This window comes from Ensifer sp. NM-2 (genome assembly GCF_003024455.1).
Taxonomy (GTDB): domain Bacteria; phylum Pseudomonadota; class Alphaproteobacteria; order Rhizobiales; family Rhizobiaceae; genus Ensifer; species Ensifer canadensis.
Genome location: NZ_PVZR01000008.1, coordinates 1 through 12,156, shown reverse-complemented (window position 1 = coordinate 12,156; position 12,156 = coordinate 1). Strand labels below are relative to the sequence as shown.

Below are 12,156 nucleotides of genomic sequence, written 5' to 3'. Positions count from 1 at the left end.
GTTCGTCAAGAAGAGAAGGCGGGTGCGGGAGGCGCAAGGCGCGCCGCGATCCGCTTGTAAAGGATATGCACCAGCAGACCGGCCAACGCGCAAAGGGCAATGCCGCACGCCAGCAGAAAGGCATCGTTGTAGGCGAGAATGTTGGCCTCGCGGGTAACCTGCTGCCCCAACAACGCCACGCCCTCGCCGTTCAGCAAGGTCCTGTCGCCGATCACCCGGCCATAGCTTGCGGCCAGCTGGCTGAGGCGCTGGGCGATGAGCGGGTTCGACATCACGATCTGCTCGGCCAGCACATTGGAATGGAACTTCTCCCGCAGGGTGACGAAGCTTCCGAAGGTCGCGGTGCCGATCAGGCCACCGATGCTTTGGGTGAACAGGAAGATGACGATGAAGCTGAGAATGTAGCTCGGCCCCTTCATCAGCGCCGCCTTGAAGCCGCTGGCCATGGCCGGCGGCAGGAACAGAGCGGTTCCGGCGGCGATCATGGCCTGGCTGATATACATCTGCTCGGGTCGTGTCAGATTGGTCGCCTGGCTGTCGATATAGGCACCGCCAGCCAGCAGGCTCAGCGCCAGAACATGCACGAACTCGGCGTGGTCAGGATTCATTAGTGCGGCGCACAAAAGGCCGCCGGCGATCGATGCGCCGAGAATGACCCAATAAAGCGTCGCGACCTGCTCGAACTGCAATCCGAGCAGCTGATAGAAGTTTGCCGCGATCGCCGACTGCTCCGAGGCGACAAGGCGAAAGACCAGCAGCACCGCGGTAAAATGCAGGATCTCCCTGGAGGCGAGCCAGCGAACGTCGATCAACGGCAGTTCACGATTGAGTTCGATCAGCACCACGCTGGTCAGCGCCACGATCGCCACAGCCAGGAGCACACCCAGCCACGGCGCTTCGAACCACCAGTAGAGCCGCCCCATGGTCAGCACGATGGCGATACAGCCGAAGCCGACAGCCACCAGCAGGTAGCTCAGAATATCGGTGCGCTGGATCACTTTGGCGTGCGGCACCGGCGTCAGCGGCAGCAGGTAGATGATCGGCAGCGCCATCAGCGCCAGGGCCATCTCGAGCGTATAGAGCCCATGCCATTGGCCGTATTCGATCAGCTTCGGCGAGATCAGCCGGGTGATCGGTGCCGAAATGGTCGTGCAGGTCAGCGCCAGGGCAAGACCGACCGTCAGCTTGCGCGCCGGCAGGAAGGCCTCCAGCATATAGAGGAAACCGAGCGTCGACATGGGGGCCGCCGCGATGCCACTGATGAAGCGAACGACGATCGCCGACTGCAGATCGGAAACAAAGACGTTCATCAGCGAAACGATAACAAAGCCGACAATGCCGATTTCTGCGAACCGGCGCAGTCCGTATTGCGCCCGGATTTTGACGAGCGCGATCGAGAGAGAGACATTCGGCGCCATGTAGGCTGCCGAAAGCCAGGCGGCCTCGATCGAGGTGGCGGAAAGTGATCCCTGCAGCTGGGTAAGATTGGCGAGCGCCAGATTCATGCCGAGGCCCTGGGTGAGGAACAGTAGCGCCGAGCAGACGACGTAGGTCGCGGACCTGGCAACGCTCATCGGCCGTGGCACGGGCATCGTTGCGGTGGCCGTGACTTGCTGTTGTGCTGGCTCGCCAGAGGGCGCCTCCGCCTCGTCGTCGCCAAGGGCTGTCCTGTTGTCGTTTGCTGCGGGCCTTGCGGCGGCACTCATCGATGTCATTCCTTCGCCAGCGATTGAACGTTATCGGCGATGGTGCGCACGACCTTCAGCACCGCCGCGACCTCGTCTTCACCGACGCCCTGCAGCACTTCTGCCCGGATCTCGTCGGCAAGCTTCAGGATCTCGTCGGCGATGGTGCGCCCAAGTTCGGTCATGTGGATCTGCTTGGCCCTGCGATCCGACACCTCGACCCTGCGCTCGATGAAACCCTGCTTTTCCATTCCGTCCAGCAGGCGCACGATCGTCGGCGTCTCGATATCCAGTTCGTCGGCCAGTTCGCGCTGGTTCAAGCCATCCTTCTTGGTTAGCGCAAACAGCGCCCTCGCCCGAGCCAGGGTCAGGCCACGCTCCTTCACCCTGGCATCGAAGACAGCCCGCAGCTTACGATTGACCATCGACAAGGCGTCGAACAGTTCGCGATTGACGATGGGCTGATACATAGTACCTTTTCCATATTAGTAGCATGCTAATTATTCTGCTCCTATTTAATCCATCCCAAGGCAATTTTCAAGACGGCGTTTTGAGAGGGGGCAAACGGCGCTAGAATTGGCGCAGTCGCCGATTGCAGCGATTCGCGGCGTCAACGTCGTTCTTCATGCGGACTTTATTTTTTGCACTTTCGTGATGTCGGCCTGTGGATCAGTCGAACAACGGGCAAATGCGATGGGCCGCGCCACATGGTCTGCGACTGTGGCACTGCTGCACTTGACCCGCAGAGACGCAGACAGCAAACCGGGTGCACACCAGAAGAGGCAGAGACGAACGACCATGAACGACGCAGCGCGAAAGCTCGCCCCTATCGGCAAGGACCAATCGGACCAGCATTACCGCGAGGCGCCGAACAACCTTGAAGCCGAACAGGCGCTGCTCGGCGCGATCCTCGTCAACAATGATGCGTTCTATCGCGTCTCGGACTTCCTGAAGCCGGTCCACCTGTTCGAACCCCTGCATCGCCGCATCTACGAGGTTGCCGGCGACATCATCCGCATGGGCAAGACCGCCAACCCGGTGACGATCAAGACCTTCCTCAAGGCCGACGAAAAGGTCGGCGACCTGACGGTCGCGCAGTATCTTGCCCGCCTTGCCGCCGGCGCCGTCTCGATCATCAACGCCGAAGACTACGGCCGCGCAATCTACGATTTGGCGCTGCGCCGTTCGCTGATCACCATCGGCGAGGACATGGTCAATATCGCCTTTGACGCACCGCTCGACATGCCGCCGCAGGGCCAGATCGAGGACGCGGAACGGCGCCTGTTCGAGCTCGCCGAAACCGGCCGCTACGACGGCGGTTTCCAGTCCTTCAACGATGCGGTCGCGCTTGCCATCGACATGGCCGGCGCGGCGTTCGAGCGCGACGGCAGCCTGTCGGGTATTTCGACGGGCATCCTGTCGCTCGACGCCCGCATGGGCGGCCTGCAGCGCTCGGACTTGATCGTACTTGCGGGACGTCCCGGCATGGGCAAGACCTCGCTTGCCACCAACATCGCCTACAACATTGCCGCCGCCTACGACCCGGAGGTTCAGGCGGACGGTTCGTTCAAGGCCAAGAACGGCGGCGTCGTCGGCTTCTACTCGCTCGAAATGTCGTCCGAACAGCTGGCAACGCGTATCATCTCCGAGCAGACCGAAGTCTCCTCCTCGAAGATCCGCCGCGGCGACATCTCCGAAGCCGACTTCGAAAAGCTCGTCGCCTGCTCGCAGATGATGCAGAAAGTTCCGCTGTTCATCGACCAGACCGGTGGTATCTCGATCGCCCAGCTCTCCGCCCGTGCGCGCCGCCTCAAGCGCCAGCGCGGCCTCGATTGCCTGGTCGTCGACTATATTCAGCTGATGACCGGCTCGGGCAAATCGAGCGACAACCGCGTGCAGGAAATCACCCAGATCACCACCGGCCTGAAAGCACTCGGCAAGGAGCTGAACGTGCCGATCATCGCGCTGTCGCAGCTCTCCCGTCAGGTGGAAAGCCGCGAAGACAAGCGCCCCCAGCTCTCCGACCTTCGCGAATCGGGCTCGATCGAGCAGGACGCCGACGTCGTGCTCTTCGTGTTCCGTGAGGAATACTACGTGAAGAACCTCGAGCCTCGCGACGAATTCGATCCGAAGTACGACGAGTGGAAGATGAAGATGGAACAGGTGAAGGGCACGGCCGACGTGATCATCGCCAAGCAGCGTCACGGACCGACCGGCACCGTCAAGCTCGCCTTCCAGTCGGAATTCACCCGCTTTACCGATCTGGCCGATCCGTCCTTCACCCAATACGAAGAACACTGAGAAAGTCGGGGGGCGTCTTTACGCCCCCAGCAACATTCTGAAGATCGCCACGGTCACGACGCCGGCCGCGACAGCGGCGAGCAACGGCAACCGCATGGCGACGAGTGCCGTTACCACCGTAGCGATCGTTTCCGCCGGCCCGGTGACCAGCACCGTCGGCGCGATCACCGCCATCAACACGGCCGGCGGGATCGCCTCCAGGGCCCGCTTCTGCGTTTCTCCGATCGTCACAAACCGAATGAGCACCAGGCCGCCGATGCGGGTGGCAATGGTTGCGATTGCCATGGCGACGATGGCCAGAAGCGTGTTCGGATCGACGGTCATGCGTGCACCTCCTGGCTACGGCCGGCAAGAAGCGCGACCGCAACCCCGGCAGCAGCACCAGCGGCGATGTACCAGACACCCGGCAGAAACTGATGCGTCAGCACCGCGGCAGCGGCGCTTGCGGCAAGCACAACCCCGGTCTCACGGCCTTTCCAGAAACCCATCACCAGCACGATGAAAACCGCGGGAAAGGCGAAGTCGAGCCCCGTCACCTTCGGATCGCCAAGGAAGGCCCCCAGCAACGCGCCGGCAAGGCTTGTCGTCACCCAGACGAAGTAGAACGGCACGGCGATTCCCGCGAACCAGGCGGGCGTCAGCCTGCCCTCTTTCGCGCGCATCTCCGCCATTGCCCATATCTCGTCGGCAAGCAGCAGCATCGAGGCGTATTTCGTCGGGCCTGAGAACCCCTGGAGCTTGGCGCCGAGCGACGCGCTCATCAGCACGTGCCTGACATTGACCAGCAAGGCGGAGAAAGCGAGTGCCGCCCAAGAGGCCGGATGCGTCCAGATGTCCATGGCCACGAATTGCGAGCCGCCGGCAAAAACCAGCGCGCTCATCAATGTCACCTCCGCGCCCGAAAGCCCCTTGCCGGCGGCAACTGCGCCGAAGACGAGCCCAATCGGCATGACCGCCACGATGAGCGGCGCCATCGCCATGGCTCCGGCTCGAAAGTCTGGACCGAATCCCGTGTCGCTCAATGTTCATGCCTCCCGATCGATAACGAACGGAGCACACCTAAACCGGCCCGAGCGGGGCGTATTGAACGAAAGTGATCAACCGGCGCGGAAGGCGCCGGGCGTGACGCCGGTTCGAGCCTTGAAGTGTCGGCTGAAATGCGCCTGATCGGCAAACCCGCACTGATAGGCGGTATCGACCGCCGACCAGCCGTGCCGCAGCAGTGTCTTTGCCGCCCGCACGCGCTTGTCAGTCAGGAAGGCATGCGGTGTGATGTGAAACTGGCGCCGGAAGGCGCGGATCAGATGCGCCCGGCTGAGGCCCGCGACCTTGGCCAGCTCCTCCAGGCCGATATCCTGCGCGTAGTTCTCGGTCAGATAGTCGCGCGCCCGCTGGACCGCGGACTGCTCCTTCGTTTCGACCGGCACGATGATCGTGCTGCCGTGCCGCTCGAACATGGTGGCGAGCACGCCGAACATGCGTTCCTCGGCTTCGAGCGCGCCAGTCGCGTGCTCCAGCGCCTTGTGGGCGTGATAGAAGGAGTGGGCCAGATCCGGATCGCACAGCATGCGCTTGGAAAAGGACGGCGTTCCCTTGAACGGCCGCCCGGTGACATCTTCCAGAATGTTCACCAGCAATTCGGTACTCGGATAGACCATGCGATAGCGGTAACCGCTACCACCTGGGTGACCGTCATGGATCTCGTCTGGATTGATGAGATAGAAGTCGCCGGGCCCCGCTTGCGATCGTTCGCCCCTGATCTTGCTGATCTGCGAGCCGGCCTCGATCGCGCCGATGCTGAAGGTGTCGTGCGCGTGCGGCGCAAATTCGTGCGTAATGAAAGTCGCGGTCAGGCATTCCATGCCATCGAACCGGAGGTCCCGCCAGAATCGGGTCCGCTCCGCGCCTTCCAGCGGCATGACATCGATGGCCTGTTCCTGCGAAATCGTGTGCATGTGGCGATCCTAACGTCCGCCACGACCAGCGTCTTGCATAAAAGTGCTCTTCGCCCTCGCCGCCCAACCGAATGCCGCCATCCGACAGGACGGCATTTGCGGGCAAGCGTGGTTGGCTGTATTGGTCCTTCATCGTCCACGCAGAGTGCCAGGCATGCTCAGTCCAGAATTCCTCTCCGCCTCCAACCGGCTCACGATCGACCTCAACGCATTGGCAGACAACTGGCGCTCGATGAATGCCCGCTCGGGCAAGGCCCGTGCCGCTGCGGTGCTGAAGGCGGATGCCTACGGCCTCGGCATCGACGAGGCGGCGCCAGCGCTTTACGCCGCCGGTGCCCGCGATTTCTTCGTCGCCAATGCGGAAGAAGGTGCTGACCTGCGGCCGCTGGTGCCGGAAGGCCGGATCTACATTCTGGCCGGCATGTGGCCCGGCAATGAGGTGCTGTTCTTCGACAATGATCTCGTGCCGGTGATCAACTCGGAGGAGCAGCTTGCCGTTTTCATGGCGGCGCTGTCCGAGCGCGGCGACCACCCTTGCGTGTTGCATGTCGATACCGGCATGAACCGCCTGGGGCTGTCGGTCGAAGAAGCCGTCGCTCTTGCCAACGATCCGGCCCGCCCGGCGAGCTTCTCGCCGGTCCTGATCATGAGCCACCTCGCCTGCGCCGACGATCCGGGCAACCCGCTCAATAGTTATCAGTTGCAACGCTTCCGCGAAGCCTCTGCTGCATTCGAAGGCGTTGATGCCAGCCTGGCAAACTCCGGCGGCGTGTTCCTGGGCGACGACTACCATTTCAACCTGACGCGCCCGGGCATCGCCGTCTATGGCGGCGAAGCGGTCAATGACGTCGCCAATCCGATGAAGCCGGTCGTGACGGCAGAAGCCCGCATCATTCAGGTACGCAACGTCGCCGCCGGCGGGCACGCAAGCTACGGAGCGTCTGCCCGCTTCAACCGCGACAGCCGCATCGCCACCGTCGCCGTCGGTTATGCCGATGGCTATCACCGCTCCGTCTCGGGCGGTGGCGTGACCTTGCGCCAGGCGACGCCTTCGGGCGCCTTCGGCTTTCTGCACGGCGAGAAGGTGCCGCATGTCGGCCGGGTGACGATGGACCTCAGCCTCTTCGACGTCACCGACCTGCCGGAAAACGCGGTGCGCGCCGGCGACTATATCGAGCTGTTCGGCCGGCATGTCGCACTGGACGACGTGGCGCGCGCCGGCGGCACGATCGGCTATGAGATGCTGACCAGCCTCGGCCATCGCTACGACCGCCACTATATCGGCGCGGTCTGAGCCGGCTTTCGCACCGATACTTTACAGTCCGTCGTCGAAAATCACCTTTTGTTCCGCGTTTCGCGGCATTATGTGAAGGCAAAAGTGATTCTCCGATCACCGGCAGTGCCGCCACAGACGGCACGTCGAAAGTCTCCGCACTGTGAAAGTCGTTGCCGATGGCGAAAGCCCGCACACAATTCGTCTGCCAGAACTGCGGCACCATCCATACCCGCTGGGCCGGTAAGTGCGAGGGCTGCGGCGAATGGAACACGATCATCGAGGACGACCCGACAGCCGGCATCGGCGGCGGCCCGTCCCGCGCGCCGAAGAAGGGGCGCCCGGTTGCGCTCACCACGCTATCGGGTGAAATCGAGGACGCCCCGCGCATCCAGACCGGGATATCCGAGCTCGACCGCGCCACCGGCGGCGGCTTCGTTCGCGGCTCTGCCCTCCTCATCGGCGGCGATCCCGGCATCGGTAAATCGACAGTGCTGATGCAGGCGGCAGCGGCCCTTGCGCGCCAGAAACACCGTGTCATCTATGTCTCGGGTGAAGAGGCCGTGGCCCAGGTGCGCCTTCGCGCCCAACGGCTGGGTGCTGCCGACAGCGACGTGCTGCTGGCAGCTGAAACCAACGTCGAGGACATTCTCGCGACGCTTGCCGAGGGCAAGCGCCCCGATCTCGTCATCATCGACTCGATCCAGACACTCTGGAGCGACATCGTCGATTCGGCGCCCGGCACGGTGACCCAGGTGCGGACCGGCGTGCAGGCGATGATCCGCTTTGCCAAGCAGACGGGAACCGCCGTCGTGCTCGTCGGCCACGTCACCAAGGAAGGCCAGATCGCCGGTCCCCGCGTGGTCGAGCACATGGTCGATGCCGTGCTCTATTTCGAAGGCGACCGCGGCCATCACTACCGCATCTTGAGAACAGTGAAGAACCGCTTCGGGCCGACGGACGAGATCGGCGTCTTCGAGATGTCGGACAAGGGTCTGCGCGAGGTCGCCAATCCATCGGAACTGTTCCTCGGCGAGCGCAACGAAAAATCGCCGGGGGCCGCCGTCTTTGCCGGCATGGAGGGAACACGGCCGATCCTGGTTGAGGTGCAGGCGCTGGTGGCGCCGACCTCGCTCGGCACGCCGCGCCGTGCCATCGTCGGCTGGGACTCCGCCCGCCTCTCGATGATCCTTGCGGTGCTTGAAGCCCATTGCGGCGTGCGGCTCGGGCAGCACGACGTCTACCTCAACATCGCCGGCGGCTACCGAATTTCCGAGCCTGCCGCCGACTTGGCTGTGGCTTCCGCACTGGTTTCGTCGCTTGCCGGGCTTGCCCTTCCGGCTGATTGCGTCTATTTCGGCGAAGTCAGCTTGTCGGGCGCCATCCGGCCGGTTGCGCATACCGCTCAACGCCTCAAGGAAGCCGAGAAGCTCGGTTTCTCGCAGGCTGTTCTGCCAGCTGCCTCGACCGAATTGCCGAAGAACGGCAATGGCCGGTGGAGCGAGTTGGAAAGCCTGCCGGATCTGGTGGCGCGCATCGCGGGATCGCGAAACGCCTTGAGACCGGCAGAGGATGCAGATTGAAGGTGCGGGTGCTGCAAGCGGCTCCACGGGACGCCTTCTGAGCAGGCTCATAACAATGCCCTGAACATCAGGCAGGGCCGACGGCGGATAGGCTTGAGGAGACCCGGACGAACCGGGTTCGGAGTAAGGACAAAATGCCCATTACAATTCTCGACGGTATCGTTCTCGGCGTCGCGCTGTTTTCAGCAATCCTGGCAATGGTCCGAGGCTTCTCACGCGAAGTCCTGTCGGTTGCCAGCTGGGTTGGCGCGGCGGCGGCGGCCTACTTCCTCTACCCGCACCTCCTGCCCTATGCCAAGCAGTATACCAGCAGCGACACGGTCGCGCTGATCGGCTCGGCGGCAGTGATCTTCCTGGTTGCGCTGATCATCATTTCCTTCATCACCATGCGCGTCGCCGATTTCATCATCGACAGCCGCATCGGCGCGCTCGACCGCACGCTGGGCTTTCTCTTCGGCGCCGCGCGCGGCATCCTGCTCGTGGTCGTCGCCATGCTGTTCTTCAACTGGCTGGTCGCTCCGCAGCAGCAGCCGGGTTGGGTCACGCAGGCGAAGTCCAAGCCGCTTCTCGACAATCTCGGCAACAAGCTGATCGCGCTTCTGCCCGAGGAAGCCGACGCCACCATCCTCGACCGCCTGCGCGGCAAGGACACGACCGGCGAAGGCGAAGGCGAGACCCCGGCCGGCACGCCCGGACAGGCACCGTCGGGTTCGCCCGACCAGGCGCCCGTTGACGACGCCCCGGCCACCAACGGCTGAGACATGGAAGAACTGCCGACAAAGCCCGCTGCGCGGGCTTTGTCCTTTTGGGAATAACGCTTGTGTCCGTTTTCAGCTAAGATCGCTTGAAGACGGCGGGCCTGATCACGATATGCGCACCGGCACGGAGCAAAGGCGACTGTGATGACCGATCTGAGATCCACGGAAATCCATGACGAACTCGATGGCGATACCCTGCACGAAGAGTGCGGCGTCTTCGGCATCCTGGGGCACCCGGATGCGGCGGCGCTGACGGCGCTCGGCCTGCATGCGCTCCAGCATCGCGGCCAGGAGGCCGCCGGTATCGTCACCTTCGACGGCAAGCAGTTCTGCACCGAAAAGCGCATGGGTCTCGTCGGCGATCACTACACCGATCCCGCAACGCTCGCGAAGCTCCCGGGCTTCATGTCCATCGGCCACACGCGCTACTCGACGACAGGCGAAGTGGCGCTGCGCAACGTCCAGCCGCTCTTTGCCGAGCTGCATGAAGGCGGCATCGCGATTGCCCATAACGGCAACTTCACCAACGGCCTGACGCTGCGCCGCCAGATCATCTCGGACGGCGCCATCTGTCAGTCGACCTCCGACACCGAAGTTGTCCTCCACCTCATCGCCCGCTCCAAGCACGCTTCGACCACCGACCGCTTCGCCGATGCGATCGCGCAGGTCGAGGGCGGCTACTCGATGCTGGCGCTGACACGCACCAAGCTGATCGCCGCCCGCGACCCGCACGGCATCCGCCCGCTCGTCATGGGCGACCTCGACGGCAAGCCGATCTTCTGCTCGGAAACCTGCGCACTCGACATCATCGGCGCCAAGTTCGTGCGCGACGTGGAGAATGGCGAAATCATCATCTGCGAGATCCAGCCCGACGGCTCGATCTCGATCGATTCGCGCAAGCCGCTGGCTCCGCAACCGGAGCGGCTCTGCCTGTTCGAATACGTCTATTTCGCCCGTCCGGATTCGGTCGTCGGCGGCCGCAACGTCTATGTGGCGCGCAAGAACATGGGCCAGAACCTGGCCAAGGAAGCCCCTGTCGAGGCCGATGTCGTCGTCCCGGTTCCCGATGGCGGTACGCCCGCCGCAATCGGCTACGCACAGCAGAGCGGCATTCCCTTCGAGCTCGGCATCATCCGCAACCATTATGTCGGCCGGACCTTCATCGAGCCGACGCAGCAGATCCGCGCCTTCGGCGTCAAGCTGAAGCACTCGGCGAACCGCGCGATGATCGAGGGCAAGCGCGTCGTGCTCGTCGACGATTCGATCGTTCGCGGCACCACCTCGGTCAAGATCGTGCAGATGATCCGCGATGCCGGTGCACGCGAAGTGCATGTGCGTGTTGCCAGCCCGATGATCTTCCATCCGGACTTCTACGGCATCGACACGCCGGACCGCGACAAGCTGCTCGCCAACCAGCATGCCGACCTTGCGTCCATGTGCCGCTTCATTGGCGCGGACTCGCTCGAGTTCCTGTCGATCGACGGCCTCTACGAGGCTGTGGGCGGCATCAAGCGCGATCTCAAGTCGCCGCAGTTCACCGATCACTATTTCACCGGGGACTATCCGACCCGCCTTCTCGACCAGGAAGGCGCCAGCAATGTCCGCAAACTCTCGGTTCTCGCCAGCAACGGATAATCAGACAATAAAATGACGATCAATTTGAAAGACCGGGTCGCCGTCGTCACCGGCGCATCGCGCGGTATCGGCTATTTCACGGCCCTCGAACTCGCCAAGGCTGGCGCCCACGTCGTCGCCTGCGCCCGCACCGTCGGTGGCCTCGAAGAGCTGGATGACGCGATCAAGGCGGTCGGCGGCTCGGCAACGCTCGTTCCGTTCGATCTCGCCGACATGGCTGCGATCGACAAGCTCGGCGGCGCGATCAACGAGCGCTGGGGCAAACTCGACATCATGGTCGCCAATGCCGGCGTGCTCGGCACCATCTCGCCGATCGGCCATGTCGAGGCCAAGGTGTTCGAGAAGGTGATGAACATCAACGTCAATGCCACCTGGCGCCTGATCCGCACGCTCGAGCCGTTGCTCATCAAGTCCGATGCCGGACGTGCGCTCATTCTCTCCTCTAGCGCTGCCCACAAGTGCAAGCCGTTCTGGGGCCCCTACTCTGCCTCCAAGGCCGCCGTCGAAGCGCTCGCCCGCACATGGGCCGGAGAGACACAGCGACTACCGCTGCGCATCCTCAGCGTCGATCCGGGCGCAACCCGCACCGCGATGCGCGCCCAGGCGATGCCCGGTGAAGATCCGGAGACCGTGCCGCACCCCTCCGAGGTCGCGGCGGAGCTTCTGCCACTGGTCGGCCCGGACCAGACCGAGACCGGCAAGCTTTACATCGTTCGCGAAAAGAAGATCGTCGACTACCGCCTGCCGGAGTGACGTCACCACAAAGCCGAGATCAAAAAGGCCACCGTGTTTCCACGGTGGCCCTTTTATTTTGCGCTGACATTCAGCGTTAATGCGCGCCGCGATCTCTACTGCATGTGCAGCAATTCAAAGCGCTACAGCGCCGCGCGTCTAATAAGATGCGCGGCGCTGTAGGATTCGCTTACCGCGCTTTAAGCTCTCGTTTTGCGCATGTTGTTATCGCAA

The 12,156-nt window shown here is 63.1% G+C and carries 11 protein-coding genes; 6 read left to right on the top strand and 5 right to left on the bottom strand.

All coding sequences use genetic code 11. The features are described 5' to 3' along the window. Window positions 1-5: 5 nt before the first annotated feature. The gene (locus C6558_RS17175) at window positions 6-1,592 is read right to left on the bottom strand and encodes an MFS transporter (protein ID WP_057226544.1); all 1,587 of its coding nucleotides are present in this window, start codon (window positions 1,590-1,592) and stop codon (window positions 6-8) included. Window positions 1,593-1,711: 119 nt separating this feature from the next. Beyond that, window positions 1,712-2,155, bottom strand: coding sequence for a MarR family winged helix-turn-helix transcriptional regulator (locus tag C6558_RS17170; RefSeq protein ID WP_025426443.1), 444 nt, complete (start codon window positions 2,153-2,155; stop codon window positions 1,712-1,714). Between the two features lie 328 nt (window positions 2,156-2,483). On the opposite strand from C6558_RS17170, the gene C6558_RS17165 reads away from it, so the two are divergent. Beyond that, entirely contained in the window at window positions 2,484-3,986 is a 1,503-nt protein-coding gene (locus C6558_RS17165) for a replicative DNA helicase (protein WP_025426442.1), read from the top strand. Between the two features lie 18 nt (window positions 3,987-4,004). Here the strand turns inward: C6558_RS17165 and C6558_RS17160 are convergent, their stop codons facing one another. From C6558_RS17160 to C6558_RS17150, 3 genes are all read right to left on the bottom strand, one after another. Next, entirely contained in the window at window positions 4,005-4,310 is a 306-nt protein-coding gene (locus C6558_RS17160; protein WP_057226531.1) for an AzlD family protein, read from the bottom strand. Continuing rightward, on the bottom strand, window positions 4,307-4,960 hold the full coding sequence (locus tag C6558_RS17155) for an AzlC family ABC transporter permease (RefSeq protein ID WP_051509157.1): 654 nt from the start codon (window positions 4,958-4,960) through the stop codon (window positions 4,307-4,309). Before C6558_RS17155 ends, C6558_RS17160 begins: the two co-directional genes overlap by 4 nt. A 123-nt stretch (window positions 4,961-5,083) precedes the next feature. Next, complete coding sequence (locus C6558_RS17150) at window positions 5,084-5,941, bottom strand: AraC family transcriptional regulator (RefSeq protein ID WP_025426439.1); 858 nt, start codon at window positions 5,939-5,941, stop codon at window positions 5,084-5,086. 154 nt (window positions 5,942-6,095) lie between these two features. Here C6558_RS17150 and alr point away from each other — a divergent pair, with 154 nt between their 5' ends. The 5 genes from alr (at window position 6,096) to C6558_RS17125 (ending at window position 11,943) form a co-directional block, all read left to right on the top strand. Further along, a complete protein-coding gene (gene alr / locus C6558_RS17145; protein WP_025426438.1) occupies window positions 6,096-7,235 on the top strand; it encodes an alanine racemase in 1,140 nt (379 codons plus the stop codon). A 158-nt stretch (window positions 7,236-7,393) separates the two neighbouring features. Continuing rightward, window positions 7,394-8,797: a DNA repair protein RadA gene (gene radA / locus C6558_RS17140; protein WP_025426437.1), complete on the top strand. Its 1,404-nt coding sequence runs from the start codon at window positions 7,394-7,396 to the stop codon at window positions 8,795-8,797. Between the two features lie 134 nt (window positions 8,798-8,931). Beyond that, entirely contained in the window at window positions 8,932-9,555 is a 624-nt protein-coding gene (locus tag C6558_RS17135) for a CvpA family protein (protein WP_025426436.1), read from the top strand. A gap of 144 nt (window positions 9,556-9,699) precedes the next feature. Further along, complete coding sequence (gene purF / locus C6558_RS17130) at window positions 9,700-11,190, top strand: amidophosphoribosyltransferase (protein ID WP_025426435.1); 1,491 nt, start codon at window positions 9,700-9,702, stop codon at window positions 11,188-11,190. A 12-nt stretch (window positions 11,191-11,202) separates the two neighbouring features. After that, window positions 11,203-11,943, top strand: coding sequence for an SDR family NAD(P)-dependent oxidoreductase (locus C6558_RS17125; RefSeq protein ID WP_025426434.1), 741 nt, complete (start codon window positions 11,203-11,205; stop codon window positions 11,941-11,943). The last annotated feature ends 213 nt before the right edge of the window (window positions 11,944-12,156 follow it).